This is a genomic window from Halostagnicola bangensis, assembly GCF_054653435.1.
On sequence record NZ_BAAIGG010000002.1, the window covers coordinates 1,032,560 to 1,058,943 of the forward strand.

Consider the following 26,384-nt stretch of genomic DNA (forward strand, 5'->3'; position numbering starts at 1 on the left):
TAGCGTCGGCTTCGGCGGCGTTCAGGGGTTTCATCGGGGGAACGCTCGAGCGTTCGCGATCGGCGCTCGGTTCCGAAACAGTGGGTCGTTCCGAAACTGGAGGCGGCTCCAAAACGACGAGTGACCTCGGGGATCGACGAATGACCTCGGAAATAACGGCTGACCTCGAAAATCGACGAGTGATTCGAACCGAATCGGCAGGTCGGCGTCACACGAACAACAACACCGCAGCGTACCCCGCCGCGCCGAGTGCGAACGCCCAGAACCGGCTCTCGCGTTCGGCCGGCAACTCCTCTTTGATGACGTTCAAGATGATCCCGCCTGCCAGGAACGCAAAGAGCACCGAAACGAGTTGTTCAGTGATCTCGAGAGTGTACCCGGCACCGAAACCGACGAGCACCGCCGCCGACAACAGCCACCGACCGTAGTCGTGGTAGAGCCGGCCGTGGTGAGCTCGAAGCCCGAAATCGTTCACGACGAAATGAAGCGCCATCGCCAGGGCGAACGTCGACAGTCCGACGATCCCGGGCTCCTCCTGATGAACCAGCAGATAGCCGATGAGGGCGTTGTATACGGCGAACGATCCCGCGTGAATCCAAAAGATGCCGGCACTCGGCTTGAGGCCGTGTTCGCGAGCTTCGGCGTTTCCCCTTCGGACGTACTGCTCGAGGCCGTAGAAGACGACGAACCCGAACAGTACAATCAGGTAGACGTGTTGTTCGGCGAAGATGGCGACAGGATCCCAGCCCTCGAGCGTCACCACGGCGTTGTGAATTTCGGGAATGATGTGGACGAAGACGTACGCGATGGAGACCCCGCCCGCGAACGACAGCCAGCGGCTTCGGGGGACCCGGTCGAGGAACTCGAGTTTGCCCACGAAGAGGTGGACGAGCCCGAGGCCGACGGCGAACGCCGTGACGAGAACGGTGAGGGGTGTCGAGAGGGCGTTTGCGGGCATTGCACGCTGATGGACATCGCCGACGGGGATGTAGGTTGCCGGTGGTCGCCTGGGTCAGTTGGCCGCGATTCCGTCACCGTCGACCAGCCGATACGTCCGGCCGCGTCGCTCGCCGACGGCCTCGATTAGATCGTAGTGGACCATCTTCGTGAGGTAGTTTCGCAGCGTCCGGTTCGTCTTCGGATCCTCGACCTTCGTCTCGTAGGTCGCGTAGAGTTCCCCGGGTTCGATCTCGCCTGCCTCCGCGATAATGTCGTAGAGGACGCGCTGGTGTTCGATCAACTGTTCGACGGTCTTGCGTCGAATCTCCGTCCGCGCGTCCGGAATCGACTCCTCGAGTACGTCGTCGGTGACCGACTCGAGTCCGCGTCGATCCGCACGGTTGACGGCCGAGCGAAGGATACCAATGCCGACGCGAGCGTCGCCGGCCGCGGCGTCGGCGATCGTCCGCAGGTGAGACTCGTCGACGACGCCGGGTGCGAGCCCCTGGACCGCACGTTCCTCGAGGATCGAAACGAGTTCGTCCGTGCCGTAGCGGTCGAACTGTACTCGCGTGCCGGCTCGCAGTCGGGAGCGAACGCGGTCGTCGAAGCTCGCGAACAGCTCCTCCTCGCGGTTGGCGATCAACACGAGCGAGACGTGGGGCAGTCGGTGGAGGTCATACAGCACTTCGGTCTCCTCGAGCTGGTCGACTTCGTCCAAAATCGCGACGATGGGGTGGTCGTCCGCATCCGAGAGCCGCTGGAACAGCTCGTCTTTCGGCGTCGATCGGTGGACATCGAACGTGCGGTCGACGGCCTCGAGTAGGCTGTAGAGGACGCGAAATCGAGTGTACTCCTGCCAGCAGTTAACGTAGGCGGCCCGAGCGCCCGGCAGTTGCTCGCGAAGTTGATCGACGGTGTAGCGCGCGATACAGGTCTTGCCGACGCCGGTCGGCCCGAACAGAAACGCGGGCTCGGGCCGGGTATCAAAGAGCAACGGCTCGAGGGTCTCCGAGAGGTGGTTGACCTCCTCGTGGCGGTGGACTACCTCGCTCGGGACGAAATCCTCGCGAAGGACGCGGTCGTCGACGATCACACCTCCCAGTTTTCGGTCCAGTCTCTTAAGCGACGGTGCAGCGGTTCCGATAGTTCCGAAACTCGACTGATCGGAACTCCGAGTTGCTCGAGGGCCAGGAGCGTTTGACGAGACCGACGACGATCTCGAGATGCTCGAGCGCGATAGTCACATTCTTCGCATGCTTATAAACCTACAAATGTTTGATGCTGCATTATATGTAAATACTAATATTGTTTTTGGCTCCCATGCCTGAATTGTTAATATAAATCCGCATTATAATATGGAGAATATAATAAATTTAAAATTAGTTGCGTATATATGTATTGTGTTTAGAAGAATATCTATTCAGTCATCGAGAGTGGTAAATACGTCGTCATTCCAACTAGAGGCGTCATCTGGAAGTAAGAGCTCTATCTCGTCGGGAAGAATAGCCAGAATATCCACAACTCCAGAAAAATATGAATACACATGTTCATAGTTGAATTGGACACCGTGTCTATCGTCACCGGACTCATTTATCACATCAGTTTGAATTGCTGTCGTGAATTCTTGGTTAGTGAGAAATTCATCAATTGTGACAGCTACTCCGTCAGCATCATAACTCTCGTAGTTAACTTCAACGGCAGTAGTGTTCACATTGGTTGTCAAGTTGTCCTCTAACTGTGATGCAGCGGTCCAATTGGAATTATCCCACGTTATAGCACAAACATCATCAACACGGTGACTAGAGCGTGTACGAGGAACCTGTCCCTGTAAATCAGCTACTCCAGTGGCAGTAGATAGTCGTAACGCGACCTTCTATATCGCACTATGAGATTTATGACTGGGGCAGAACGCAAAATCACGGAACACAACCGACTAAACGACTCATAACTCGATGTCCAACGGACGAAATTCGTAGTGTACCTCATCGAGGAGGAAGACACCAGACAGGGAGCGGCCAGTCTGAGACTCCACTCGAGTTTAAATCGGCGTTCAAAGTCCTGTTCGGAGGAGGAACAACCTGGCGTCTCGAACCGGGGGTAAACGGTTCCAGAACCCACCAATAGATTCTACAATTCCAGTGGAACGTCAGTGTCATATTGCGGCCCTCACAGCGGTTCGCACGCGAGTATTGATTTACTGTTATTTCGACAGGAAATTCCCCGCACGCGCGAAGAGTAACTTACTCCCAGGGTTGTTGCTCCTTTCAGAGGGATTACTCCGGGCGTTCGTCGCTCCCGGCCCAGATACACGTGCTTTCAGGCATCGATCACAATGCGAGCCACAACCGAGATTTCCCCGGGGCCGTTTGCAAAACACTAGACACTACATCGGGCCAACAGAAGTGTGACAGACTCGAGCGATCGGCTGGGACAGAAGAGACGCTTTTGGGAGGGTGTAAAAGTGGCGTATCCAGCCAAATCATCGAGAGTGAACTTCGCTGGCAAGGTTTCAGATGGGATGATAATAGCTCGTTTGCTCTTATGCAGTGCCGGAACGAATCGTTCCGGGCTCGATCGCGACCATCGAGTGGCGTGTCAACGTAGTGGTCTAAATTTTGGCGGATTCTCCTGGGCGCTGAACGAGTCGGTTCCATCGGATAGCAAGTCCGCGTCTCTCACCTCGAGTGTCCCAGTAACGCGTTCAGATGCCGTTATCACGGATCGATACCAGGTTATAAATCATATAGTGCAATATTAAATCCGAATACAGATGCGTCGAGGTCCGAATGCGGACCGAACAACAGCACGCCTATCTCGGCAATATCGGCCCGTCTGAGGCGACTTTGCTGAATCGAAATCAGTCACAGAACGCAGTAACCAGCTGTTCCCCAGGGTCCCATCGAGCCGAACCGCCAGTACGGAGCCCATAATTATGCTCGCCGTCGCCGGATTCGGCTCTATGAGCACCCACCCGACGTTTTCGTTCGACGATCCCATCCAACGACGAGTGTACGAGTACGTCGAACGGAACGGAGCCGTCCCGCAGTCCGAACTCGCTCGAGCGATCCGGGTCGAAGCAGATGACTCGCACTCGAAGCCGGCTCGGTCGGGCGTTTACCGGAAACAGGTTCGGCCGTCGATCGAACGGCTCCAGGAGGCAGTCGACGAGTTGAAAACGGGCGGGTACCTGCTCGAGGCGAACGGACACCTCCGTGTGGGCGTGACAGCACCGGAGACGAAACGCGAACTCGAGGAGGGAGTCGTTCGTATCCGTCCGGCGCGAGAAGCCGACCGCGACGGGCTGGTCGACGCGATGTACGTGGTCGCGACCGAGGGAGAGTACATCGTCGCCGAGAACGTCGCCGAGCGTCTCAATCGTGACTCCGCGCTCGTCCGGGCAAACGAGGATCGATCTCGCGTGTTCTTCGTCGCCGAACTCGAGTCAACGGTAGGGATTGGCGACGGCGAAGAAGCGACAACCGAAATCGTCGGCTGGCTCCACCTCGACGCGCCCGAGCTCCCCTCGCTTCGACACACCGCCGAAGTAACCGTCGGCGTTCGCCCCGACGCTCGCCGGGAAGGGATCGGCTCAAGTCTGCTCAAGTACGGCCTCGAGTGGGCTGAGGATGCGGGCTATCAGAAGATCACCCAGGGCCTGCCGGCAACCAACGAGCGAGCGATCGACTTTCTCGAGGAGCACGGATGGCAACGGGAAGGCGAACGCGAGGGACAGTACTGTCTCGAGGACTCGTTGGTCGACGAGGTGCTCCTGGCGACCTGGCTCGAGTGAATCGCCAGCAAATTTGCTGTCCCCCGCCGAGACCGACTGCAGGTTTCTTGGCGGACCCGCCCCTCTCTCGAGTATGGACAACATCTCACTCGGCGTTCCGGAACCGGTACTCGAGCAGCTGCCCGAAGACGGCGACGACACCGCGATGGATATGCAACACGCCGTCGCTGGCTGGGAAGACCGCCTCAATCGAGCGATCGACGAGGCCGACGACGAGCGCGAGGCGGCCGCGAGCGTGCTCGAGATGATCGACCGGTTCGAGGATCGATTCGAGACCTACGACGAGTTCGTTCCGGAGCTACGCGCGTGGGGTCAGTCGCCGATTTACGCCATCGCGTGGCGAACCCTCTACGCCGACGTGATCGCTCAACTGTACGAACACGACGACCTGAGCGAACATCTCGACCGCGAGCGAAATGCACGACTCCTCGGGGACGGGATCCGACTCAGCGATATGTGAGGGAGACTGGTCCCGAGCACAACGGTATCCAGAAAGGCTTTGCTCTCAGGCTGGATAGAATGGATCGTGACGAGCACTGACGAACTGTCCGCCCGTAGAGAGGCGCTCGACTTGACGACGCGAGTTCGGCGACGGGTTCTCCCGACGCTTCACCGGGTCAAAAAGCCCCTCGGCGGGTTCGCACAGTGTACCCAACATCCCGCGGAGTACGTCGGAACCGTCCAGCGTGGACTGGGCGAGTTCCGAACCGACCTCGAGGCGATGGCGTTCGCGCCGGAGCCGGTCGCATCCCTGAAAATCCACACCGACGGCCGCCGGTCGGCGGGGAGTTGGGTTCGCCGGGAGTCGCCGCTCTCGACGTGGCAACTCCACATCGCGCTGTTTCAGGCCGGTGGCGAGTCGCTCGAGGTGTTCGCCCACCGCGAGTACTCCTGGTTACGGCATCCGTACAAACACTACACGGGAGAAGGCTGGGACAAAGCCTCCGGCGTCGAGCGAATGCGGTCGCTGTTGCAGAACCACGGCGTCTCGTTTCGGGTCGAATAAGTCTCGATTCGGCTGAGTTCCGATTCGGCCGCGTTTCGGTTCGGTTGAATCCCGATTCGGCTGCGTTCGGAGACCGGCAGTTGAACCAGTCTGCGACAGGACCGACGGAATAGTTATACGATCGACCAGTGCAGATTCAATCAATGGCGAAAGCCGAACGCGTCGCGGCGTTTACCGACCTTTATTATCCGACGGTCAACGGCGTTACCTACACCGTCTCGCTCTGGCGAGAGCGCTGGCCTCGTATTCGAGACTCGATGTCGGTCGTTTTCCCACAGATGGACGACTACGATCCCGAAGAGGGTGAGTACACGCTACCGAGCGTTCCAGCCCCGCTCTACCCCAGATATCGACTTGGACTGCCGAGGGTTCCGGAGGAACTCGAGATACCCGACATCGTTCATGTTCACACGCCGTTTACAATCGGAATCGCAGGGATTCGTTTCGCACGAAAACACGAGGTTCCCGTCGTCGCCTCCTATCACACGTTGCTCGAGGATCGGGCAGACCAGCACGTGCCGGATCCGTTCGTCGGCAGCCTCGAGCGGATTGCGCGATCCTACGAGCGGTCCGTCTTCGAGCACGTCGATCACGTCATCGCGCCGACTGCCTTCGCTCGTCGGAATCTCCTCGAGAACGTCGAGGCCGATGTCGAGGTAAGCATCGTCTCGAACGGCATCGATACGGAGTTCTTCCGACCCGTCGATCCAACGACGTTCCGCGAGCGGTACGATCTCGAGGACCTCGACGGTCCGCTGGTGGGATACACGGGACGGCACGGACCGGAAAAGAACCTCGAGGAAGCCATTGACGGCGTTGCGGGAACGGACTGCACGTTCGTTATCGGCGGAGACGGACCAGTCCGCGACTCGATCGAAGCACACGCGGCGGAAGCCGATGCGGACGTTCGCTTTCTGGGATTCCTCGAGCGCGAGGAACTTCCCGCGTTCTACTCAGCGCTCGACGCCTTCGTCTTCTCGAGTCCCGTCGAGACCCAGGGGCTGGTCGCGCTCGAGGCGACGGCCTGCGGAACGCCGGTCGTGGCCGTCGACGCCGGAGCGCTCACCGACTCCGTGATTCAGGGGGAGACGGGATATCGATACGAAGCGGGAGATCTCGAGGATCTCCGGTGGGCGATCAGTCGAACGCTCGCGGAACGCGACCGACTGTCCGACCTCTGTCGACGACGGCGGGCGATGCTCTCGGTCGAACACTCGCTCGAGCAGTTGGTGGATATTTACGACGAGTTGGTGTGAGTTATACGACCCGCTATCGCTGTTTACCGGAGGATCGCCAGAAAGCGAAGACGTCTCTCGAACGCTGAGAGTCTATCCGAAGGCGGTTTCGCTGAGGTCGGAAAGAGTTTGACGTGTTCTCGTCGCTCCGAGCGTTACGATCGTTGCTGCGGACGTTCTTGTTTGGCGGTCTGAGCATTACGATCGTTGCTGCGAACGTTTTTGCTCGCACGAGCCACAATGAAGACCACATCCTCCCCAGCCGACTCATTCGCTCTCGCTGGTCGCTCACTTCGTCCCTCGCGCAGTATCGGCGACGCGCCCTCACAGTACTCAGGCGCGCCGCCAGCGCGCGCCACCGCAGTAATTGATTGAACGGGCGAGACATGTGGATTAGATCGCGATACGTGGATCTAACTTAGAGCTTGGTCGCGGCCTCGAGTGCGATATCGATCGCTCGGCCGACGTTGTTCTTGGCTTTCTCGGGCAGTTCGTCGTCCTCGGTGTCGGTTCCTTTCTGTGTTCCCTCGACGAGGTTACCGTCGACGGTACAGATAGCGCCTGCGCGAAGTCCCTTGCGGCGAGCCAACGAGAAGACCGCGGCGGCTTCCATCTCGACCGAGAGGAGTCCCGCGTCCTCCCAGTCGTCGACGTGCTCGGACGTTTCCGCGTAGTAGGCGTCGTCGCTCGCGATCGGACCCACGTGGACCTCCTCATCGTTCGCCTCGGCGGCATCGACGAGTCCCGAGAGGACGTCGTAGTCCGGAACGGCGGGATATTCGACGGCTTCGTAGCGCTTGCTCGTCCCCTCGTTTTTCGCCGCGCCGGTCGCGACGATCATGTCGCCGATCTCGATATCCGACTGGAGCGCCCCCGTCGTTCCGACACGGACGAACGTTTCGACGCCGACGTTCGCCATTTCCTCGATGGCGATGGCTGCCGATGGACAGCCGATCCCCGTCGAGCAGATCGTCAGCTCCCTTCCGTCGTAGGTCGCGTTGACGACCTTGTACTCGCGGTTCTGTGCGATCGTCTCGGACTCGTCACAGTGGCTCGCGATTCGATCGACGCGACCCGGATCGCCGGGTATCAGTGCGATGTCCGTGAGATCTCCCTCATCAACCAGTAGATGCGGTTGTGTCGCCATACGCACCGGTTCCGCGGGCGGCGAGAAAAACCTTCTCCAGTCCGTCTCGAGTCGTCACCTCGCAGTCGCCGTATCGAGCGGGAAACTCGAGTGTCGAACCCGGTCATCTCGAGGGAGTGGTAGTAGCGAACGTCGGCAGTAACGAGCACCGATAGTGGCGAACGTCGGTAGCGGCAAGCGGTCTGTGAATAGCCGGAACCTCGAGCGGTCTCGAGGTGATTCGCGATCAGTTTTCGGCGTAGACGTGGACCCGTTCGGGCCGAACGACGACGGTCGCGCTGTCGACCTCGAAACGCACTCTGCCGCCCGTTCGATCGGTTCCGCTGAAGGTGGATCCGAAGAGGGAATCGAGTGCATCGGGATCGATGTACTGGTACAGTTGCGTACTGCCAGCGGTCACATCCTCGCCGTGAAACGATGCGAGTGCTGTTGCAACGGCGACGCTCGGCGGCTCATCTTCGCGCCGGTCGTATTGGACGTGCGTGCGGTTGTCACCAGGTGCAGACGTCCGGGGGATACCTTTCATCATGTCTCTCAGTCACAGGATCGTGACTTCCTATTCAAACGGGCAACGGCGTTGGGTATATAACTGCCGTCAGACAACACCCGCTGAGAACTTCAGCAGGTGCTGGGTTCGAATCTTTCACGACTACTTATATATCCGTATTGGTCACCCTCGTGACTCGAGAAATCGGTCGACGGCGTCGATCGTTGGGACGCTTCGGGGCCCCTTTCGACTCGCAGCGAGCGCTCCGCAGGCATTGGCGTACTCGAGTGCGGCCTCGGCGTCGTCCGTTCGAAGCGTCGAGGCGAGAAAGCCGGCGGCGAAGGCGTCGCCCGCCCCGCTCGTATCGACGGAGTCGATTTCGAAGCCGGAGTGGACGAACGACTCGGACGGCGTGTGGACTTCGCCGCCGTCTTCGCCGTGTTTGGCGACGACCGTACCTTCGGTAAATTCCGTGACGTCCTCGTCGGCGTCGACCATCGCGTCGATCTCCCGATCGTTGGCGAAGATGATATCGGAGAGGGCGAGCGTTTCGCCGTACTCGCGATCACCCAGTCGACGGCCGGGATCGAAGCTCACGGTCGATCCCGAACGCGTTGCAACGCGTGCGATCTCGGCGGCCGTCTTGGGCCGTTGTCCCGTGAGGTGGACGTGATCGGCTGATTCGATTCGTTCCGGGTTGACGTCCGCCGCTCGGATTGCTTCGTTGACGCCGTCGTTTCCAAGCACCGACACCGCACCCGACTCGGTGACGAGGAGGTACTTTACGGAGGTTGCCGCGTCCTCGACGATTCGAAGCCCGTCGACCGAAACACCCGCGTCCTCGAGGTCGCGCTTGGCTAACAGCCCGTTCTCGTCGTCGCCGACGCTCCCGACGAGTCCCGTTTCGACCTCGAGTCCGGCCAGCGCGGTCGCGACGTTGGCCGCGCTCCCGCCGCCTGACTGTCGCTGGGAGCGGATCGACGCCTCGCCGTCGGGTTCGGGAAATCTATCGACGCGGAGGGTCACGTCCCAGTTGACGTGACCGGCGGTGAGCACCGTGACCATTCACGACTCGGCAAACGGACCGGGGAGAGAAAAACGGTTCCATTCTGCGGGTTTGGCGAGAGCGAAAGCTCGAGGAGGCGGGAGAAACCTTGAGGGCGACTGCAAGAAGAGTTCGTGGCGAGCCGACTACGCGATCGTAAAGAGCAACACGTTGTGAACGCCAGGTCCGAGCCCGACGGCGGCGATGAAAGCGAGCAGGAGCCGGGCCTGTCGCGGCGCGTCGCGAACGTACTCTTTGAACAGACCGACGACGGCCATCGCGAGGGCGACCTTCACGACGACGAACAGCCAGCCGGCACCGAGCAGATCGTACGTCGGGAGCGCCTCGCCCGCGTGAAGGATCAGCTGTGAAGCGGGAACCTCCTCGCTCGCACCGAGAAGGTCGTAGCCGACGGCGGTCGAGACGCCGTCGAGCGCGTGTCCGAACACGACCAGAAGACCGGTCAGGCCCGTTACCGCGGCGGTCTCGCTCGCCCAGCGCTCGAGTCCGACCCAGGCGAGCGCGGTCAGAACCACCGACAGGACGACCGAAACGGCCGGCCAGAACGCGTCGATCGTTCCGGCGTCCAAGCCCGTGTTGATCGCGTAGCCGGCGGCGGCGAGAAAGAGCAGTGCGCCGCTGACGCCGAGTGGCGTCTCGACTGACTGCTGGAGTTCGGCTCCGTGAAGGTATATGCTCGCGACCCAGACGAGCCCGGCGAGGACGGCCGTCGTGACGTAGACGGTCGGCGCGCCGAACAGGACGTCGATCGGTCCGGGAATCGCCTGGACCTGATAGAGCACATGCAACGTCGAGCCGAGTACCATCCAGGGTGCGAACGCGATCACCGTCCGGTCGGTTACGGCCGGACTGTTCACCCACAACAGTGCGAGAACACCGACGAGGGCGACCAGAAGCGGTAGCAGAAATTCCACCGGCGGAACGGCAAATCCCTCTGGGAACACCATATACGGCAACTGGTACGTGCCAGCGACTAACCGTTTCCGATCCTCGAGGAGACGGGTTCGAGTCCGTCGACTTGCGCTCAACTCATTAGGCGACTTCCTCGAGCGATGAACGGAATCGTGCGGGTTTTTCACCTGAACCGTGCGGGTTTTTCACCTCTCGGTCGTTCGACCCAGTATGGACCGTCACGAACTCGCACGCTCGATCGATCACACCGTTCTCGGCCCCGAGACGACCCCCGCGGATATCGAAGCCGTCCTCGACGACGCCACAGAGCACGGAATGAACGCCTGTATCCCGCCGTACTACCTCGAGGAGGCGGTCGACTACGCACCTGACGTCACCCTCGCGACCGTTATCGGGTTTCCCCACGGACAGAACAACCACGACACGAAACGCAGAGAGGGTGTCCTGGCGTGGAAGGCCGGCGCAGACGAACTCGATGTCGTGATCAACATCGGGCGCTTAAAAGCGGGCGAACTCGAGGCTGTCACCGCCGAACTCGAGGAGCTCGTCGCCGCCGTCCCGATTCCCGTGAAGGTGATCATCGAGACGGCGCTGTTGAGCGACGAGCAGAAACACGAAGCCTGTCAGGCGGCCGTCGATGCGGACGCGGCGATGGTCAAGACCTCGACCGGGTTCTCTGGTGGTGGTGCGACCGTCGGGGACGTCGAGCTCATGAGCGAGTATCTGCCCGTCAAAGCCAGCGGCGGCGTCGGAAGCTACGAGGAAGCGATGGACATGATCGAGGCAGGTGCCGAACGAATCGGGGCCTCGAGCGGACTCGAGATTCTCGACGGCGCTCCGAGATAGACGAAAAGCGCTTTTGTGAGACGGCAAACCGTTCACGCGCGGTACCTCCGGGCGTAGTTATTCAGGGATAGTGGTTGAGTGTAGAGAGTATGAGCGAGTTCGTGACGATGCTCGTCGTGACGGCCATCGCCGGCGCGGTGACCGGTCTCGGGGCACTTCCGGTATTCTTCCGCGCGACCGTCACCCACCGCGTGTACGACGCCGCCCTCGGTCTTGCCGCGGGGATTATGGTCGGCGCAAGCGTGTTCGGGTTGATACTCCCCGGGATGGACGAAGGCGGACTCGAACCGGTCGTCGCCGGTGTGTTTCTCGGCGGTCTGGTACTGTTAGCCGGGAATCAGATCATTCCACACCTTCACGTACGGTTTACCGGGTGGCGTCACGAAGGAAGCGTCACACCCGCGGGCCCGGATTCAAGCGTTCGACGGGCGCTGTTGATCGGGGGCGCGATCGTTCTTCACAACGCCCCGGAGGGGCTGGCGATAGGCGTCGCGTTCGCGTCCGGATTTCAGGATGTCGCGTACTTGCTCGCGGTCGTTATCGGACTCCAGAATATTCCGGACGGCTTTGCCTTCGCAGTACCGTTCGGGGAAACGGGCGTCTCGAACGCGAAGATTTTCCTGTACACGACGCTATCGGGTCTCGTTCCGCAGGTTGGGGCCGCTATTTTTGGATACGTTCTCGTCGTGATTGCGGCGGGACTGTTCCCCGTCGCGGCCGGTTTTGCGGCCGGTGCGATGCTGGCGGTCGTCTTCCGCGAAATGATCCCCTCCTCGCACGGACACGGTTACGCCGACGCCGCAACGAGCGCGTTCATCGTCGGATTTGTCCTGTTAGTCGTCGTCGACGAACTGCTCGTCGTCTGAGAGGCGGCGGTTGCACGAGCGGTACAGCCAATCCACTCGAGCATTTCGAGCGATGCGAAAAGTCGAACGATCCCCAGTGAGTTCAATCGTCGCCGACGATCTGTTCGATCAGTTCCGAATCGTCGCTCCCCAGCGCGGACCTGACGAGCAGGTGTCCGCCGAGCAAAGCGGGGCTGATAACCGTATCCGCGCCCGCTCGCTCGAGTTTCGGGATGTTCTCCCGATCCGTCGCGGCGGAGATGATCGGCTTGTCGGGGGCCAGTTGTCGAGCCGTGAGGATCGTCAAGGCGTCTTCCGCGTCCGTGTTCGTCGCCACGACGACCGCCCGGGCCCGTTCGATGTGTGCCTGCTCGAGCGGTTCTTCGTCGCTCGGGTCGTCGACGATGACCGGGATCTCCCGATCGGAGAGTCGTTCGGCCGCGTCGGTGTTCGCCGTGACGACGGCGAAGGACTGATTACTGGTCGCGAGTTCGTCGACGATCGGTTCGGTTAGTTCGCCGTAGCCGAGCACGAGGACGTGCTGGTCGATGAGTTCGATCTGAGAGTCTGTCATTTTTCCGAGTGTTTTCGAGATCCGAGACTGGATCGCGGGCCCGACGAGGGCACCGATCGCGATACCGAAACTGGCGACACCGAGGACGACGACGGACATTGTAAACAAGATTGCCTGTTGGGTTTCGGGTCCGATATCGCCGTAGCCGACGGTGCTCGAGGTAATCAGCGTGAAGTAGAAGGCGTCGAGGAGATCGTCGATCCCGTCGAAGCTCTCTCGCAACGCGTAGGCTCCGAACGTTCCGTACGCCTGCACGCCGACGAGTGCGCCCCCAGCGGCCAGCTGCGTCGTGTTCAATGAGAGCTTCTTGTCGAATCGTTTGCGGCTGGCGAGCAGGAACGGAATCGTGAGCACGGAGAGGACGACGAGCGGATACGAGTACTCACTCACCTGTAGCAGACCCTGAATTGCGGTCACGGGAAGGAGGATCAACGTCGCGTACCAGCCTGCTCGCAATCCGCGACGCAGGGCGAGGGTACTTCCGACCATCAAAAATCCGGTGAGCGCGCCCGTAAAACCGACCGTCTCCTGGACGACGATCGGGACCGTCCCGGCGAGCGGTCCGTGAGCGACGGTCTCCTGACCGATCTGGACGACGCCGGTGATCACCGACAGCAACGCGACCAGCAGTGCGAGCGTGACGGCTACCCGCGTCGTCACCAGCCACTTCCAGTTGTTTGGGAGCCACTCGAGCAGGCGCTCGCCGACCATACACACGGTCCGGTGTGCGGTCAAATAAGCCTCTTCGTTTAGCGTGACTCGACTGTCACCGACGGCCGGCGCTCGGGACCGATCGGGTCGATATCCGAGTGTTCCCAGAGCGGTAGCTACTTGCCCGAGGCACTGATACGCCCGCACATGAACTGGAAGCTGTTCGCCGACCTCGCCGAGCGGGCGGGCGACAAGCACGTCTCCGTCGACGTCGAGGACAACGCGACGGTCGAAGACGCCCTCGAGGCTCTCCTTGAGGACCGGCCGGAGCTCGAGGAGCGAGTCATCGAAGACGGCGAGTTGCGCTCGCAGATCAACATCCTTCGGAACGGAACCAACGTCCTGACCCAGGAGGAGGGACTCGAGACGGAACTGAACGAGGACGACGAACTGGCGCTCTTTCCACCCGTCAGCGGCGGGTAGCGGGCACGAGAGAGAAGAGTACTGCTCCTCCTCGATGGCGACGGGAAATCAAAATAGCGATCGAACGCACCGATTTCGAACGGACACCAACTGTTTTCTCGCACCCCTCGACGCGTTCTCGAGGTAGCTACGTCCCCGTCAGATCGATTCCGAGAACGAAATCGGGCTCGTCGGCCACACCGGCACCCGCGTAGGAGGCGTCACTGACGTACTCGACCGTCTCGGGGATCACCACTCGAGTCTCGTCGGCTCCGAGCGAAGCGGCGTCTCGAGCGATCGCCGCAAACAGCGACTGCGCCGCGTCGACGTCGGCCCAGGCTCCGAGGCCGTACTCGGCGATCGTCACCTCGGCTCCGTCGTCGTCGGTTCGCTCGAGGGTCCGCGTTCGATACGCAGTTGCGCAGGCACCCGCTCGCTCGCCCGGCGTCGGGTCGTCGTTGCCGTCGGCTTCGCCACCCTCGACCACGAACAGGGCCGTCTCGTCGGCGACCCTCGAGAAGTCATCACGAGTTAGTTCCCTGAGTGCCCAGCTCTCTTCGGTCGCAAGTCCGAGTCCGCGAAGGTGATCGCGGGCGTCGCTCCCCATCCAGAATCGCCACGCATCCGCGGGGTCACTCGAGACCGAGAGCGGTCCGGAAGCGTCCGCGTCGGGCTCGGGGGTGGCAAAGCGAAACTCCGTAATCGGCTCCAAATCGCTCTTTCGGGCCGCGCCGAGCGACGGCGAGTTCCAGGAAAAGACCATTACGCGACCGATCGTGGCACCCTGCGCTCGAGCCCACTCGAAGCTGGCCTCGTTCAACCGCTGGCTGACGCCCTGGCGCTGGTAGGCGGGATTGACGCGCATGCCCTGAAACCAGGCTTCTTCGGACGACAGCATGACTCCCTGGATGATGCCGGCGACGTCGCCGTCGATCTCGGCGAGGAACGTTTTCTTTCCCTCCTCGTCGTCATCCTCGAGCCAATCGTGGTAGATTTCGGGAATGTAGTCTCCGCCGCGGTCTTCCCAGATCGTGCCGGTGAACGATGCGACGTCCTCGTAGTCGTCGTGGGTTGCGCGGCGAATTTCGACCTCAAGGTCGCCGTTCCGTTCGTCCGCGTCGGTACTGGAGTCGCTCATCGGTCTCACTCCCAGGGGGTCGATCGATCCTGAATCTCGCCCGCCAGCGAGGTGCCCATCGCTTCCTCGACGTCTCCGCTGTTCTCGAGTGCCCACATCAGTTTGACCTTCGCGGTCCCCGGAAGGGTATCCTCGCCCTCGAGCACGCCAGCCTCGAGCAGGTCGCGGCCGGTGTCATAGACCCGGTCACAGACCCGGCCCTCGAGACACTGGCTGGTCATGACGACCGTCGTGCCGTCGTCGATCAGTTCTTCGATTTTCGGGATGAGATCGGTGTGGACGTGACCCAGTCCCGTCCCTTCGATAATCAGTCCCGCGGAGCCCTCAGCGATGTCGAGGAAGGCGGGATCCATGCCGGGCGTGAACTTGACCAGTTCGACGTCGGTCTCGAGTTCGAGGGAAAGCTCCAGGTCGACGGCGTCGCGTTCCTGATACGCCCGCTCGAACGAAACGTCCTCGCTCCCGTAGTCGACGGTGCCGAGGGGCTCTCCGCCGACGGTTTCGAACGCGTCCCGGCGCGAGGTGTGGTTCTTGCGGACACGGGTCCCGCGATGCAGCGCACAGGTTGTATCGGATTCGTTCGCGTGCATACAGACCATCACCTCCGCACAGTCACTTTTGGCCGCTTCGACGGCCGAAACGGCGTTCATTACGTTGTCAGAAGATGGCCGATCTGCCGAGCGCTGGCTCCCGGTGAAGACGATCGGGACGGGCGTCTCGAGCATGAACGAGAGCGCCGAGGCGGAGTACTGCATCGTGTCAGTGCCGTGCATGACGACGACGCCGTCGGCACCGGCCTCGATCTCGTCGCGGACCGCCCGCGCGAGTTCTTGCCAGATCGGCGGCTCCATGTTCTCAGAGAGGATGTTCGCGACGACGCGGCCGCGGTAGTTGGCTCGGCCGGCGAGATCCGGCACAGCCCGAAGCACGTCTTCGGCGTCGAACTGGGCCGTCACCGCACCCGTTCGGTAGTCGACCGTCGAGGCGATGGTGCCGCCCGTCGAGATGAGCGAAATCGTCGGCAGATCGTCGTCGAACTCGACCGTTGACTCGTCGCTCTCGTCGTCCTGTGCGCCGTCGATCTCGTAGACATTCTCCGCGAGGACGTCGATTTCGGATCCGTCGCGGTCGATCCCGACGTTGTACCCGCCCTCGAGTTTGACGACGAGGTGGTCGTCCGTACTCGAGGGGAGCAACACGCCTTCGTACGTGCGGTCGTCCGAATCGACTCGGATGCGATCGCCTGGGTTCATACCCGTTGATTGCAGACGGTCGGACTTGAAGCCACGCTTTCGGAGATCAAACCAGTACGCCGACGAGGATCAACCCGATGCCGAGTGCGAGGAGGATCCCGACGATCAGCGCGGTGAGAAATTGAAGCGACGTGAGCGACTCTTCGGGTGCGTCGAGACGTGGATACAGGAATCGTACGGCGTATCCGACCCCGAGTGCGACTGCGATCGCGAGGATTCCGAGTGCAACCAGGTCCACATCCATCGAGTCGGTACACACCGTGGACCGTGAAAAATAGCGGGCTGGCGAAAAACGCGGTTAGTGAATCGGTTGGAGAGTCGGTTATTCGTCCGACTCAGTGACGGTCAGCGTCCCGGTCACAGCTTCGCTGCCGGACGTAACAGTCCAGTCGTGAGTGCCCGCGGAGAGGTCGTTTCCGTTGACACAGAGCCACGCCGCGCGACAGCCACCCGCATCGACATCGACAGTCGTCGAGTCGGTAGCGCTTCCAATCTCGAGGGAAACGGTGGATTCAGCGTCAGTGTCGCCCCGGTTTCTCACGGTCGCGTGGAACTGTGCCGACTCGCCGGACGAAACGTCGCTCAGGCCGGAAACCGAAAGCTCGAGGTCCGCACCGACATATTCGTCTTCCGTCTCGTCATCCTCGTCTTCTGGTTCGTCGTCCTCGTCTTCTGGTTCGTCATCCTCGTCTTCTGGTTCGTCGTCCTCGTCTTCCGCTTCGTCGTCCTCGGTTTCGTCCTCGTCTTCTGGTCCGTCGTCTTCGTCATCGTCCGGTTCACCGTCTTCATCATCATCAGCCTCATCGTCGTCTTCCACTTCGTCGCCCCCGTCATCGTCTTCCGCTTCGTCGCCCTCGTCATCGTCTTCCGCTTCGTCATCGTCTTCCGCTTCGTCATCGTCTTCCGCTTCGTCGTCCTCGGTTTCGTCCTCGTCTTCTGGTCCGTCGTCCTCGTCATCGTCCGGTTCACCGTCCTCATCATCGTCATCAGCCTCATCGTCATCGTCCGCTTCGTCGTCCTCGTCATCCGGTTCGCCCTCGTCCGGAAGTTCTTCGACGAGCTCGAGCACGATGCGGCCGTCTTCGGGCTCGATTTGGACGTATTCGTCGAGCGAGTCACAGTGTTCGTCGTCGTCGACGACCCCTCGCTCGAGTTCGGTCCCCTCGACGGCCGTCACCGAGCCGTCGGCGGTGTAAAACACGAACGAGCCGTCGGCGAAGTGACCGTCCGCGTCGAAGACCACGTACTTTTGATCCCCCTCGTAAGTTACCTCCCAGACGACGTGGGTGTCGTCGACAGTCGGCGAACCGTCGTCCAATTCGCCAGCTTCGAGCGGTATCCGTTCGTCGAAATCGCCGTGGAGACATGCGTGCCTGTGGTCGATGTTCTCTTCGGCGAGCAACTCGAGCGTCGCTTCTCCGTCGTCCGATTGAGCGGTCGCGTAGCCAGCCGTCGCTGCGACCATCAGTGCGCCGGTACCGGTTTTGAGAGCCGATCGTCGTGTGAGCTCCATGTCAACCAAGACGCAGTGGTTGTGTAAAGTTATTATTTTTATATTCAGTTTTAATATTGCAACGCTATGGTGTTCGCTCGAGTGCGTCCCTTTCAGAAACGGAAAATATGTGAAATGGTACCGTATGGCGAACCAGTGCAGGGAAAGGCCCATGGTGTCGGCCGGTCTGAAATCGACCATGAGCGATCGCTCGGACGAGGTGACGACGAGCCGGGAACCAAAATCTACCGACGAGCTCTTAGAAGAGACCGAGAGCCTGCTGTCGGACTCGTCCGGATCGTCGGACTCGAGCGCTCACACCGACGAGCGGTCAGCAGGAACCGACGGGTTCGAATCGGAGTCGAGCCTCGAGAACGAGACGGGCGATTCGGGATCGTGGATGCCTTCGTTCGGGTCGGAAGCAGATTCTGAGCCCAGCGCCGAACCTGCGTCGGACTCGAGTAGTTCTCGGCTTTCGTCGGTGACGTCGCTGTTTTCGCTCCCGCGACTCTCTCCGACGCAGTACTTCTCGCCGAAAGCCTACTTCGCCCTCGTCATGGTTATCGGGGCCGGACTGTTCGCCGGAAACACCGTAATTCCGTTCGCCGGTCGGATGATCGGCATGTTCGCCGCCGCGTTTCTGATCGGACTGCTCACGTCGAAGCGCCGGTACCTCGAGATGACCGCCGCGGGCGTCTCCGTCGGCGTGGTCGCCGCGATGTTCAACTTCACGCTCTTTGCGATGCTCGGATCGGGCCAGAACCTGCTCGCCGTCGGTACCACCACCGGCGCGCTCGCCTGCCTCGGCGGCTACTACTTCGGCCGCGATCTGAAGAACGGACTGGCTCGAGACGTCGATTGAGCTACTGACCGAACGGAGGGACGGCCGCGAGAACGGACGTGCCCCTTCTCGTTTTCACTCGAGAGACACTACTGATGACGAAGGCCCTCAGCCCGCTGGCGGTCCCACAGCGGCCAAGCAAGCGCCAACGGGCTTCGCCCCTTCACTCCGCCAGGTCCAACAGCACCGCAACCCGCAATGCAGGCCTGCCCTTCCCCAGGTCGCGCGGCCCTCTACGAGGACACGCGCTCCCGGCCCTAGCAATCTGCGGTGGCGCGCGCTGGTGTGCCGCTCGAGGCGCACCAGCGCGCGCGAGGCTGGCGGTGAACGAAGTGAACCGCTGCGGTTGGCGGGTCTGCGTGCGGATAGCACTACAGGCGAGCGAAACGAGCCGAAGAAAGCGCGGCGGGGGATTTTGGGGTCAGCCTCCCCAAACCCATCAGGGGAAAATGAGTAGAAAGGGATCCGTCGATCGGGAGCAAATCGCCGAATTCGGCGTCGTTTCGCTTTGCATGACTCCGATTAGCGACCGTCGGTCGTCAGCTCCCAGCCCCGTTCCGTTCGCTGGACGACTCCCTTATCGGCCATCTTCTCGAGCAACTCCGCGACGATTTCTCGGTGTGTGTCGATATCCGCGGCAATCTTCGAAACCGATTTCGGCTCACCGCGAACGCTCGCGAGGAGGTCGGTGTAAATCCGGCTCTCCGGCCCCGTCCCGACGACCTCCGAAATCTGATCGAGCGTATCACAGAGCTGTCCCTGTACCCAGCGCTGGGCGAGCGAAAGTTCGTTCTCGAGCGTTTCCAGGCGCTCGAGCGTCTCCAGTAGTTCCCCGAGTTCCTCATCATCTTCGGCGGAAACGTCCACCGAGAGATGTCGGCAGGTGGTGATATCGACGCTGTTGTTCGCCGGATACGCGCTCTTGCTGGCGAATCCGTACGGGGAGACGTTGACCTCGAGGCGAACGTTTCGGGCGATATGGAAGTATTTCCGGCGTTGGTCGTCGACTCGGCTTTCGACCAGTCCGGCCTCGTCTAACTTCCGGAGGTGTTCGATGACCGCCTTGGGACTCACTCCGAGGTATTCCGAGATCTCGGTGACGTAGCACGGTTTGCGGGCCAGGAGCTGGAGAATCCGTCTCCGATTTTCGTTCCCCAACAAATCGAGCAACGCGGCGGAGTCCATTGAGAGAGCCTAGACGATGGTCGCTGAAAAGCGTGTCTGCTCTCAGCGAACAGTCGCCGCTTGTTGTCGTCTCGAGCGAGAGTCGAGCGGAGAACACTCAAATTGGACGAACCGGATGTAGCCCGGAAGCGGTACGACACGGCGGAAATCACCGAACGAATCAATTATCGTCAGTTACGCGCTGTCGCTACGTTTTAGTCGCCGGTACTCTCGTCGAAAAGGGAACGATCGATCACACTCTCGTTGTCCTCATTTTCGTCGAGAACAGCATCATCGAGGACGCTCTCGTTATCTTCGCCTTCATCGAGGACGCGCTCGTCAATCACGCGCTCGTCAATCACGCGCTCGTCAATCACGCTCTCGTTGTCTTCGCTCCCGTTGAGTAATATCTCTTCGTCCTCGAGTGCATCATCTTCAATACGCTTGTCCTCGACGAGTTCGCTGACCTCGCTTTCGTCAGGTTTGAATTCGGAACTGGTGTTATTATCCAGCATATCGTCGGTCGCTTCCGAACTCGAGAGCCTATCGGTCGGCAGTACCGAGTCGTTAGTCAAGTTCGGCGAACCCACATCACCGAGGTCGGGCGACGGCACCGAGTCGTTCACCTGTTCCTGAACGCCATCCGAAAAGCTGGGAGACATATCGACACCGACGAGATTCGTCGCGACTTCGGCGACACTCGGTCCGGTGAGATCGGCGGCACTCGTCCGAAGGGTGTCGAGCCCGCTCATATTGAGGCCGATATCACCCGCGCGGTGTTCGACCGATTCGATCGAGTTCTCCAGCGAACTTATCTGGACCGTCAGCCGCGTCATTCGAGCGTTGTGCGCGGCCGAGCTCATCTCGTCCTCATTCTCCTCGAGTTCGTTCTTCTCGTCCTCGAGATCGGCTATCTGTTTCTCGATCGTATCGGCTCGCTCGGTCACGATAGCTTCCCGTGACTCGTTGTCGGCGTTATTGTAGCTAGCGTTGAACAAGCCGGTTTCGACGGTCGTCTCGGTCTCTGCCGCACTCGATTGCATAAACTCGGTAACGTTCGTTTCCGGTGAGGAACCGTTGCCGGCCGCTGACCCGGTGCCTTCCTCGCCGTCACCGTGGCCCGCATCGTTCTCGACAGGCTCCTCGCCCGCGTCATCGTCCCCGTCGGTGACGACGCCCCCGGCCGATTCGGCGAGCGAACCAGAGAACCCAGCAGTTGCAAGCGGTGCGATCGCGAGACCGACAACGGCGATCAGTACCACGATAGCGACACCACGAGTCCCAGTCATCGATTCATCATCCGGACGAACTTCGTAAAAAGGTAAACCTTCGTTCTGACCGTTTAGTCGAATGCATCCGCCGCTCAGATTCGGTTTGAGCGTTTAAAAACCGCTGTGTATGATTCGTTGGGTATTGATCAAACGGACAACAGTTCCCGTGTCAAATCAGCGTGTACCGTTCGGAAATGTTTTTGAACGGTTGGTCGAAATGGCGATCAACTTGCGAACGATGCGTTTCGTATCCGATCCAAAAGCGCTCGTCATAAATGTACCTGCAGAACTGTTATCAGGCCATACTCCGTGGTACTAGATAACATGTTCGAGGTGTTCTCGCAGAGCTATTATCTCGGACGGCTGTACGTTACGCCGACGGACGAAGACCACGCGTTCATGCACAGTTCTCAGCACGAACGAATCAACGACGCGGTGTACGCGACCGGTGAGGGGATCGAGCGACTCGATACGCCGCTCGTGATGAAACTCGAGTCGGGTCACTTCGCGGTCCACGGCGACGACGGCGTGCCCGAAAACACCCTCGCCGTCCCCGAATCCGTCCTCGAGACGACGCGGATCAGAAATCCGCCTTCGCTACAGGAAGTGTTCCTCGCGCGCAAAGAGCGTGCACGACAGCTACTCGAATATGCGGGCGGTTGGTCGCCGACGAGTTCGACGGACGATCACCCCGACGCCGGAACTTAAAAGTGGCCCCGGTTCGCGCTTTTTCTCGATGATCGACCAGTTGCTCGGTCGCGCGTCGTTGAAGGAGCGAATCGAAGAACTCGAGGAGGAAGCCGAGCGACTCCGAAAGCGCTACGAGGCCGAATCCGACCGGAAGGCGGACGCCGTCACCGCCAAACAGGAGGCCGAAGAGCGCCAGAATCGGCTCGAGGACCGAATCGCGCAGCTCGAGGGTGAACTCGAGCGCGTCGACGAAGACGAATCAGACGACGAGTTCGAGTTTCGGCGTCGGGAACAGCTTCGCGGGGCGCGACTCGAGGAGGTGTTCGACCGGGTCGCGTCCGTTCGAACGGGACCAGAGGGTGCGTGTACCGTGTTTTTCGACCCTCAGCGCGAAGACACCGACAGATCCGACGCGGAACGCTATCAGCTCGTCGAGGACGCAGTCGGCGAGCGTGCATCTCTCCTGACGAACGGCGATCCGTGTCTCGTCTGCTTCGACGACGCCGGGCTCGTTTCGGTTCGACTCGAGCCGCCGGTTCTGCCCGAATCCGATCTCGAGCCGACCTGGAGCGATCGGTTCGAACTCGAACGCGAGTGGTTCCTCCCGACCGGGAACTACGCGCTCGCGCTGGTTCGCGCGGATCTGTTCGCACTAGGGGTCTACGAAGACGGTGACCGGGTCGACTACCGCGGGTTCGAAAGCGAGGTGAAAGGGAGCCACTCGAAAGGCGGCTTCTCGCAGGCCAGATTCGAACGAATCCGCGACGATCAGATCGACGACCACCTCGAGCGCTGTCACCGGGCGCTCGCCGAGTTCGACACCGATCGCCTCTATCTCGCCGGCCAGCGCGGCGTCGTCGAGACGCTCGCGGGCGAAGGGAACTTCGAACCGGATGCGACGGCCGCAGTTGACGCGACCGGCGACCCGAAATCCGCGCTCGAGGACGCACATCGGTCGTTCTGGACGACCGAACTGGGCGTGTTCTGACTGACCGGGGACTGATCTGTGGACCGTTTCTTGACCGTCTGTTTCGCCGTGAGGTCCACGATTAAGTGGCCCCTTCGCCATGTTCCGCGTATGCGAATTGCGATTCTCGCTCACGAGAAGTTCCCCCAGCGAGCCAAAACCGCGCTCGGCATCCTTCGATACAGCGACGACGACCCCGTCGCGGTCCTCGACCGCGACAACGCGGGCGCTCGAGTCGCCGACTTCGTTCCCGACGTGCAGGACGCGCCGATCGTCTCGCGGATGGCCGACATCGACGAACCGGTCGACGCGCTGGTGATCGGCATCTCCCCGATCGGCGGCGAGTTCGAGGAAAGCTGGCGCAACGATGTTCGGAACGCCCTCGAGCGAGGCTGTGACGTGATCTCCGGGTTACACTACTTCCTCGAGGACGACGAGGAGTTCGCGGCGCTGGCGGCCGAAAACGACTGCGACATCCGGGACGTTCGCAAACCGCCCGCCGACCTGACGGTGAGCGAGGGCGTCGCGGGCGACGTCGAGGCCGACGTGATCCTCACCGTCGGCACCGACTGCTCGGTCGGCAAGATGACCGTCTCGATGGAACTCGCTCAGGCCGCTCGCGAGGCAGGACACGACGCCGCCGTGATCCCGACCGGACAAACCGGGATCATGATCGAGGGCTGGGGCAATCCCGTCGACCGCGTCGTCAGTGACTTCACCGCGGGGGCCGTCGAGGAGATGATCACAGAGAAAGGCGACGAGCACGACTACCTCTTCGTCGAAGGTCAGGGATCGATCGTCCACCCCGCCTACTCCGCCGTAACCTGTGGCATCCTCCACGGAGCGATGGCCGACCAGCTCGTGCTCTGTCACGAGGCGGGGCGGGAGGCCATCCACGGCTATGAATCCTTCTCCCTCCCGTCGATTTCGAGTTACGTCGACCTCTACGAGAACCTCGCGGCACCCGTCAACGAGGCGTCCGTCGTGGCTGGTGCGCTCAACACGTCCGGGATCGAAGATGACGAGGACGCTCGCCGGGAGCTCGAGGCCTACGAAGACGCGCTTGGGGCACCGGCGACGGACGTGCTTCGATTCGACGCGGAGACGGTTCTCAAGGCGGTACTATGAGCGAATTTTCGACCGAAATCGAGCGGCGAACGCTCCCCCTCGAGCAACCCTTTTCGATCGCTCGCGGGACGGCGACCGAAACCGAGGTCGTCTTCGTTCGGATCGAGGACGGCGACGGTACCGTCGGCGTCGGCGGCGCGGCTCCGACGAGACACTACGGCGAAACGGCGGGAACCGTCGAGGCCGTCCTGCCGGACCTCCTCGAGATCGTCGAGGATGTCGGCGATCCGCACCAGCTCGAGCGGATCGAACGCCGAATGCGCGAGTCGATCAGGGGGAATCCGTCGGCGAGGACGGCTGTAAGCATCGCGCTCTACGATCTCGTGACGAAGCGTCTCGAGATTCCGCTGTATCAATACTTGGGACTCGATCCGACGAAAACGCTGGAGAGCTCCTACACGATCGGGATCGACGACACACAGACGATGCGCGAGAAGACCGAAGCGGCCAGGGAACGAGGCTTCGGCACGCTCAAGGTCAAACTCGGCACCGACAGAGACGAGGAGATCGTTCGGACGGTTCGGGAGGCGGCCCCGAAGGCCCGACTCTTCGTCGACGCGAACGAAGCCTGGACGCCCAAAGAGGCGGTCGAGCGGATCGACCGGCTCGCGCCCTATGGCCTCGAGTTCGTCGAACAGCCCGTCCCCGCCGAGAACCCGGAGGGGCTGAAGTACGTCTACGAACGCTCGAGACTTCCGATCGCCGCCGACGAATCCTGTCTGGTCAGCTCCGACGTGCCGAAGATCGCCGACCGCTGTGACATCGTGAACCTGAAGCTCGCGAAATGTGGCGGGCTCTGCGAGGCGATTCGACTGATCCACGCCGCTCGAGCCCAGGGCCTCGAGGTGATGTGTGGTTGTATGACCGAATCGAACGCCTCGCTCGCGGCGGCCGCCCACCTCGCGCCGTTGCTGGATTATGCCGATCTCGACGGCTCGCTCCTGCTCGCCGAGGACCCCTACGACGGCGTTCCGATGCCTGGTGGGGAAATCGATTTAGCGAGACTCGAGCGGCCGGGAACTGGCGCGGTTAGGTAACTGGGTCGTCTACTAATTCCGCTAAAAGCGATCGTCCTTCGACGACAGACGTGCGTTCTCCGACACCAACCGCCGATAGTGCGTCGCCGATAGCCCGTTCGGCAACGCTATCGCTCACGAGTACCGAGACGTGGATCGCGTCATTTTCGATGTACTGGTAGGCTAACCCAGCGAGAACGGTGTCTGTTTTCTCGATTTCATCATCAGTGACATCGTCTGCGGAGAGATGTGCCATCCGAGTTCGAGTTTTGTCGACGACCTCCGAAACTCGAGCTACCGAAAAGTCGATTTGACCGGCCTCTAGCCATCCTGCATCTCGTCCAGCTTGAAGACGATCACGTTGGTAGCCGTATTCATCCGGGCTCTCGCCTAGTTCTTCAGCTACCTGTTTAGGAACGACAACTCTCAGTTCTCGACGTCGCACGAACCGTTCGAACGCCTGGTATTTTCCGTTCGATGGACCGCCCATAGCGAACAGAACGCTGGTATCGATAATCGCAACGCCTCCTTCCGGAATGTCTATCTCCTCCATTACTCAGATTGCGTGAGATACGGATCGTACGTTTCAGCCGCTTCGACGACATCCTGCAGTGCGGTAAAGACCGTCATTCCTTCGGAAGGATGGACGTCGAGTTTGTTCGACGCAGTCCGCTGTGTGAGTTCTCCATCCTCAATTCGACGCACATAGTGCAACGCCGCAGCGAGCTTTGGGACACCCTGTCGCTCGACGAACACGCGGATGTCTTCAGTATCGGTCTGTCGCCCGATCGCGTCGACGAGTGCCGGTGTCGCAGTCACCGCTCCGCCGTCCGTGTTGATTCGAAGACGAATTGGAACGACAGTCACCGTCGTTGGATTCTCGTCGTGTCGCGTCAAAACGTCCATTTCCTCGAGATGTCCGACATACTTGTACGTCGTCGAATGGGCCATCTCGAGATTCTCTTTGATTGCCTCGATAGTCATCGGACCGTTCCGAAGGATGTGAATATACAACCGAGCGAGCCGAGGCGTGTTCAGCAACTCCGCGTATGTGAGAAGGTCGTTAAACGGTTCTTCCGGGTTTGGCGGGGCCGCAACGTGATCGTCAACAGACATCCTAATACATATTCTATGTACGGTGTATTAGGGCTTTGCCTTCCACGTGTTGATTGGAGAGTACTGCCTTCCAACACTACCTCGCCACCCGTGCAAAGCGAAAGCAATTATCCAGGTGAGCAGCTATACATGCATATACGTTCACGAATAGAATGTGTCAATACACGACTATGAACCGCCGCCGACTCCTCTCCGCACTCACCGCCAGCGGCCTCCTCGCAGCGACGAGCGCTCCCGTCGTCACCGGGCGACTCGGATCGAACGGCCCGTACAGCCTCCGGGTCGAAACGGACCACGATAATGACGACGGACTCGTCCTCGAGAGCCACGTTGTCGACGACCGGG

29 protein-coding genes are annotated in these 26,384 nt (G+C 60.8%); 12 read left to right on the forward strand and 17 right to left on the reverse strand.

Going from position 1 to position 26,384, the window contains the following annotated elements:
- Positions 1 to 208: 208 nt before the first annotated feature.
- From ACYQ14_RS06755 to ACYQ14_RS06770, 4 genes are all read right to left on the reverse strand, one after another.
- A complete protein-coding gene (locus tag ACYQ14_RS06755) occupies positions 209 to 958 on the reverse strand; it encodes a ZIP family metal transporter (protein ID WP_459886277.1) in 750 nt (249 codons plus the stop codon).
- A 54-nt stretch (positions 959 to 1,012) separates the two neighbouring features.
- Positions 1,013 to 2,035: a Cdc6/Cdc18 family protein gene (locus ACYQ14_RS06760; protein WP_459886280.1), complete on the reverse strand. Its 1,023-nt coding sequence runs from the start codon at positions 2,033 to 2,035 to the stop codon at positions 1,013 to 1,015.
- Positions 2,036 to 2,060: 25 nt separating this feature from the next.
- Positions 2,061 to 2,186 carry a hypothetical protein gene (locus tag ACYQ14_RS06765; RefSeq protein WP_459886283.1) on the reverse strand — a complete coding sequence of 42 codons (126 nt, stop codon included), beginning with the start codon at positions 2,184 to 2,186 and terminating at the stop codon, positions 2,061 to 2,063.
- A gap of 176 nt (positions 2,187 to 2,362) precedes the next feature.
- Entirely contained in the window at positions 2,363 to 2,653 is a 291-nt protein-coding gene (locus tag ACYQ14_RS06770) for a hypothetical protein (protein ID WP_459886286.1), read from the reverse strand.
- A 1,248-nt stretch (positions 2,654 to 3,901) separates the two neighbouring features.
- Between ACYQ14_RS06770 and ACYQ14_RS06775 the strand changes: the two genes are divergently transcribed.
- The 4 genes from ACYQ14_RS06775 to ACYQ14_RS06790 all read left to right on the forward strand — a co-directional run bounded on the left by ACYQ14_RS06775 (position 3,902) and on the right by ACYQ14_RS06790 (position 6,994).
- Positions 3,902 to 4,732: a GNAT family N-acetyltransferase gene (locus ACYQ14_RS06775; protein WP_459886289.1), complete on the forward strand. Its 831-nt coding sequence runs from the start codon at positions 3,902 to 3,904 to the stop codon at positions 4,730 to 4,732.
- A 73-nt stretch (positions 4,733 to 4,805) separates the two neighbouring features.
- Positions 4,806 to 5,192, forward strand: a complete 387-nt coding sequence (locus tag ACYQ14_RS06780) for a DUF7971 family protein (protein ID WP_459886292.1) — start codon at positions 4,806 to 4,808, stop codon at positions 5,190 to 5,192.
- A 66-nt stretch (positions 5,193 to 5,258) separates the two neighbouring features.
- Entirely contained in the window at positions 5,259 to 5,738 is a 480-nt protein-coding gene (locus ACYQ14_RS06785; protein WP_459886295.1) for a hypothetical protein, read from the forward strand.
- Between the two features lie 143 nt (positions 5,739 to 5,881).
- Entirely contained in the window at positions 5,882 to 6,994 is a 1,113-nt protein-coding gene (locus ACYQ14_RS06790) for a glycosyltransferase (protein WP_459886298.1), read from the forward strand.
- 397 nt (positions 6,995 to 7,391) lie between these two features.
- On the opposite strand, the gene ACYQ14_RS06795 is transcribed toward ACYQ14_RS06790, so the two are convergent.
- The 4 genes from ACYQ14_RS06795 to ACYQ14_RS06810 form a co-directional block, all read right to left on the reverse strand.
- Positions 7,392 to 8,120, reverse strand: a complete 729-nt coding sequence (locus tag ACYQ14_RS06795; protein ID WP_459886301.1) for a guanosine phosphorylase — start codon at positions 8,118 to 8,120, stop codon at positions 7,392 to 7,394.
- A gap of 226 nt (positions 8,121 to 8,346) precedes the next feature.
- The gene (locus ACYQ14_RS06800; protein ID WP_283834686.1) at positions 8,347 to 8,649 is read right to left on the reverse strand and encodes a HalOD1 output domain-containing protein; all 303 of its coding nucleotides are present in this window, start codon (positions 8,647 to 8,649) and stop codon (positions 8,347 to 8,349) included.
- 141 nt (positions 8,650 to 8,790) lie between these two features.
- On the reverse strand, positions 8,791 to 9,672 hold the full coding sequence (locus ACYQ14_RS06805) for an ATP-dependent ribose-1-phosphate kinase (RefSeq protein ID WP_283834687.1): 882 nt from the start codon (positions 9,670 to 9,672) through the stop codon (positions 8,791 to 8,793).
- 126 nt (positions 9,673 to 9,798) lie between these two features.
- Entirely contained in the window at positions 9,799 to 10,620 is an 822-nt protein-coding gene (locus tag ACYQ14_RS06810) for a DUF63 family protein (protein ID WP_459886306.1), read from the reverse strand.
- Positions 10,621 to 10,795: 175 nt separating this feature from the next.
- On the opposite strand from ACYQ14_RS06810, the gene deoC reads away from it, so the two are divergent.
- Together deoC and ACYQ14_RS06820 are read left to right on the forward strand one after the other, a co-directional pair.
- Positions 10,796 to 11,431: a deoxyribose-phosphate aldolase gene (deoC, locus tag ACYQ14_RS06815; protein WP_459886309.1), complete on the forward strand. Its 636-nt coding sequence runs from the start codon at positions 10,796 to 10,798 to the stop codon at positions 11,429 to 11,431.
- A gap of 89 nt (positions 11,432 to 11,520) precedes the next feature.
- The gene (locus ACYQ14_RS06820; protein ID WP_459886312.1) at positions 11,521 to 12,297 is read left to right on the forward strand and encodes a ZIP family metal transporter; all 777 of its coding nucleotides are present in this window, start codon (positions 11,521 to 11,523) and stop codon (positions 12,295 to 12,297) included.
- Positions 12,298 to 12,379: 82 nt separating this feature from the next.
- Here the strand turns inward: ACYQ14_RS06820 and ACYQ14_RS06825 are convergent, their stop codons facing one another.
- Positions 12,380 to 13,561: an NAD-binding protein gene (locus ACYQ14_RS06825; protein WP_459886314.1), complete on the reverse strand. Its 1,182-nt coding sequence runs from the start codon at positions 13,559 to 13,561 to the stop codon at positions 12,380 to 12,382.
- Between the two features lie 147 nt (positions 13,562 to 13,708).
- Here ACYQ14_RS06825 and ACYQ14_RS06830 point away from each other — a divergent pair, with 147 nt between their 5' ends.
- Positions 13,709 to 13,984 (forward strand): ubiquitin-like small modifier protein 1, encoded by a 276-nt coding sequence (locus ACYQ14_RS06830; protein ID WP_459886317.1) that lies wholly within the window; start codon positions 13,709 to 13,711, stop codon positions 13,982 to 13,984.
- A gap of 127 nt (positions 13,985 to 14,111) precedes the next feature.
- Here the strand turns inward: ACYQ14_RS06830 and ACYQ14_RS06835 are convergent, their stop codons facing one another.
- The 4 genes from ACYQ14_RS06835 to ACYQ14_RS06850 form a co-directional block, all read right to left on the reverse strand.
- Entirely contained in the window at positions 14,112 to 15,101 is a 990-nt protein-coding gene (locus ACYQ14_RS06835) for a GNAT family N-acetyltransferase (protein ID WP_459886320.1), read from the reverse strand.
- Positions 15,102 to 15,106: 5 nt separating this feature from the next.
- A complete protein-coding gene (gatD, locus tag ACYQ14_RS06840) occupies positions 15,107 to 16,354 on the reverse strand; it encodes a Glu-tRNA(Gln) amidotransferase subunit GatD (RefSeq protein ID WP_459886323.1) in 1,248 nt (415 codons plus the stop codon).
- 46 nt (positions 16,355 to 16,400) lie between these two features.
- Positions 16,401 to 16,598, reverse strand: coding sequence for a hypothetical protein (locus ACYQ14_RS06845; RefSeq protein WP_283834695.1), 198 nt, complete (start codon positions 16,596 to 16,598; stop codon positions 16,401 to 16,403).
- A 78-nt stretch (positions 16,599 to 16,676) separates the two neighbouring features.
- A complete protein-coding gene (locus ACYQ14_RS06850) occupies positions 16,677 to 17,867 on the reverse strand; it encodes an Ig-like domain-containing protein (RefSeq protein ID WP_459886326.1) in 1,191 nt (396 codons plus the stop codon).
- 178 nt (positions 17,868 to 18,045) lie between these two features.
- Between ACYQ14_RS06850 and ACYQ14_RS06855 the strand changes: the two genes are divergently transcribed.
- A complete protein-coding gene (locus ACYQ14_RS06855) occupies positions 18,046 to 18,708 on the forward strand; it encodes a DUF456 domain-containing protein (RefSeq protein WP_459886329.1) in 663 nt (220 codons plus the stop codon).
- A 501-nt stretch (positions 18,709 to 19,209) separates the two neighbouring features.
- Here ACYQ14_RS06855 and ACYQ14_RS06860 read toward each other — a convergent pair.
- Positions 19,210 to 19,872, reverse strand: coding sequence for an ArsR/SmtB family transcription factor (locus tag ACYQ14_RS06860; protein WP_459886332.1), 663 nt, complete (start codon positions 19,870 to 19,872; stop codon positions 19,210 to 19,212).
- A gap of 194 nt (positions 19,873 to 20,066) precedes the next feature.
- Entirely contained in the window at positions 20,067 to 21,140 is a 1,074-nt protein-coding gene (locus ACYQ14_RS06865; protein WP_459886335.1) for a hypothetical protein, read from the reverse strand.
- A gap of 306 nt (positions 21,141 to 21,446) precedes the next feature.
- Between ACYQ14_RS06865 and ACYQ14_RS06870 the strand changes: the two genes are divergently transcribed.
- The 4 genes from ACYQ14_RS06870 (at position 21,447) to ACYQ14_RS06885 (ending at position 24,944) form a co-directional block, all read left to right on the forward strand.
- A complete protein-coding gene (locus ACYQ14_RS06870; RefSeq protein WP_459886338.1) occupies positions 21,447 to 21,830 on the forward strand; it encodes a DUF5802 family protein in 384 nt (127 codons plus the stop codon).
- Positions 21,831 to 21,858: 28 nt separating this feature from the next.
- On the forward strand, positions 21,859 to 22,800 hold the full coding sequence (locus ACYQ14_RS06875) for a Vms1/Ankzf1 family peptidyl-tRNA hydrolase (protein ID WP_459886341.1): 942 nt from the start codon (positions 21,859 to 21,861) through the stop codon (positions 22,798 to 22,800).
- Positions 22,801 to 22,890: 90 nt separating this feature from the next.
- Positions 22,891 to 23,907 (forward strand): N-acetyltransferase DgcN family protein, encoded by a 1,017-nt coding sequence (locus tag ACYQ14_RS06880; protein ID WP_459886344.1) that lies wholly within the window; start codon positions 22,891 to 22,893, stop codon positions 23,905 to 23,907.
- On the forward strand, positions 23,904 to 24,944 hold the full coding sequence (locus ACYQ14_RS06885) for a dipeptide epimerase (protein ID WP_459886347.1): 1,041 nt from the start codon (positions 23,904 to 23,906) through the stop codon (positions 24,942 to 24,944). The genes ACYQ14_RS06880 and ACYQ14_RS06885 overlap by 4 nt, the downstream gene beginning before the upstream one ends.
- Here the strand turns inward: ACYQ14_RS06885 and ACYQ14_RS22080 are convergent.
- On the reverse strand, positions 24,937 to 25,476 hold the full coding sequence (locus ACYQ14_RS22080) for a PIN domain-containing protein (protein ID WP_488193324.1): 540 nt from the start codon (positions 25,474 to 25,476) through the stop codon (positions 24,937 to 24,939). The genes ACYQ14_RS06885 and ACYQ14_RS22080 overlap by 8 nt on opposite strands.
- Positions 25,476 to 26,039, reverse strand: a complete 564-nt coding sequence (locus ACYQ14_RS06895; protein WP_459886352.1) for a DUF7437 domain-containing protein — start codon at positions 26,037 to 26,039, stop codon at positions 25,476 to 25,478. The genes ACYQ14_RS22080 and ACYQ14_RS06895 overlap by 1 nt, the downstream gene beginning before the upstream one ends.
- Positions 26,040 to 26,384 lie beyond the last annotated feature (345 nt).

Excerpts from the sequence above, each read along its gene's own strand:
- gatD (WP_459886323.1), bottom strand. The coding sequence starts at position 16,354 with ATGAACCCAGGCGATCGCATCCGAGTCGATTCGGACGACCGCACGTAC.
- ACYQ14_RS06780 (WP_459886292.1), top strand. The coding sequence starts at position 4,806 with ATGGACAACATCTCACTCGGCGTTCCGGAACCGGTACTCGAGCAGCTG.
- ACYQ14_RS06845 (WP_283834695.1), bottom strand. The coding sequence starts at position 16,598 with ATGGATGTGGACCTGGTTGCACTCGGAATCCTCGCGATCGCAGTCGCA.
- ACYQ14_RS06820 (WP_459886312.1), top strand. The coding sequence starts at position 11,521 with ATGAGCGAGTTCGTGACGATGCTCGTCGTGACGGCCATCGCCGGCGCG.
- ACYQ14_RS06880 (WP_459886344.1), top strand. The coding sequence starts at position 22,891 with ATGCGAATTGCGATTCTCGCTCACGAGAAGTTCCCCCAGCGAGCCAAA.
- ACYQ14_RS06755 (WP_459886277.1), bottom strand. The coding sequence starts at position 958 with ATGCCCGCAAACGCCCTCTCGACACCCCTCACCGTTCTCGTCACGGCG.
- ACYQ14_RS06830 (WP_459886317.1), top strand. The coding sequence starts at position 13,709 with ATGAACTGGAAGCTGTTCGCCGACCTCGCCGAGCGGGCGGGCGACAAG.
- ACYQ14_RS06800 (WP_283834686.1), bottom strand. The coding sequence starts at position 8,649 with ATGATGAAAGGTATCCCCCGGACGTCTGCACCTGGTGACAACCGCACG.
- ACYQ14_RS06875 (WP_459886341.1), top strand. The coding sequence starts at position 21,859 with ATGATCGACCAGTTGCTCGGTCGCGCGTCGTTGAAGGAGCGAATCGAA.
- ACYQ14_RS06790 (WP_459886298.1), top strand. The coding sequence starts at position 5,882 with ATGGCGAAAGCCGAACGCGTCGCGGCGTTTACCGACCTTTATTATCCG.
- ACYQ14_RS06885 (WP_459886347.1), top strand. The coding sequence starts at position 23,904 with ATGAGCGAATTTTCGACCGAAATCGAGCGGCGAACGCTCCCCCTCGAG.
- ACYQ14_RS06810 (WP_459886306.1), bottom strand. The coding sequence starts at position 10,620 with ATGGTGTTCCCAGAGGGATTTGCCGTTCCGCCGGTGGAATTTCTGCTA.
- ACYQ14_RS06860 (WP_459886332.1), bottom strand. The coding sequence starts at position 19,872 with ATGGACTCCGCCGCGTTGCTCGATTTGTTGGGGAACGAAAATCGGAGA.
- ACYQ14_RS06895 (WP_459886352.1), bottom strand. The coding sequence starts at position 26,039 with ATGTCTGTTGACGATCACGTTGCGGCCCCGCCAAACCCGGAAGAACCG.
- ACYQ14_RS06855 (WP_459886329.1), top strand. The coding sequence starts at position 18,046 with ATGAGCGATCGCTCGGACGAGGTGACGACGAGCCGGGAACCAAAATCT.
- ACYQ14_RS22080 (WP_488193324.1), bottom strand. The coding sequence starts at position 25,476 with ATGGAGGAGATAGACATTCCGGAAGGAGGCGTTGCGATTATCGATACC.
- ACYQ14_RS06795 (WP_459886301.1), bottom strand. The coding sequence starts at position 8,120 with ATGGCGACACAACCGCATCTACTGGTTGATGAGGGAGATCTCACGGAC.
- ACYQ14_RS06825 (WP_459886314.1), bottom strand. The coding sequence starts at position 13,561 with ATGGTCGGCGAGCGCCTGCTCGAGTGGCTCCCAAACAACTGGAAGTGG.
- ACYQ14_RS06865 (WP_459886335.1), bottom strand. The coding sequence starts at position 21,140 with ATGACTGGGACTCGTGGTGTCGCTATCGTGGTACTGATCGCCGTTGTC.
- ACYQ14_RS06835 (WP_459886320.1), bottom strand. The coding sequence starts at position 15,101 with ATGAGCGACTCCAGTACCGACGCGGACGAACGGAACGGCGACCTTGAG.
- deoC (WP_459886309.1), top strand. The coding sequence starts at position 10,796 with ATGGACCGTCACGAACTCGCACGCTCGATCGATCACACCGTTCTCGGC.
- ACYQ14_RS06805 (WP_283834687.1), bottom strand. The coding sequence starts at position 9,672 with ATGGTCACGGTGCTCACCGCCGGTCACGTCAACTGGGACGTGACCCTC.
- ACYQ14_RS06850 (WP_459886326.1), bottom strand. The coding sequence starts at position 17,867 with ATGGAGCTCACACGACGATCGGCTCTCAAAACCGGTACCGGCGCACTG.
- ACYQ14_RS06870 (WP_459886338.1), top strand. The coding sequence starts at position 21,447 with ATGTTCGAGGTGTTCTCGCAGAGCTATTATCTCGGACGGCTGTACGTT.
- ACYQ14_RS06775 (WP_459886289.1), top strand. The coding sequence starts at position 3,902 with ATGAGCACCCACCCGACGTTTTCGTTCGACGATCCCATCCAACGACGA.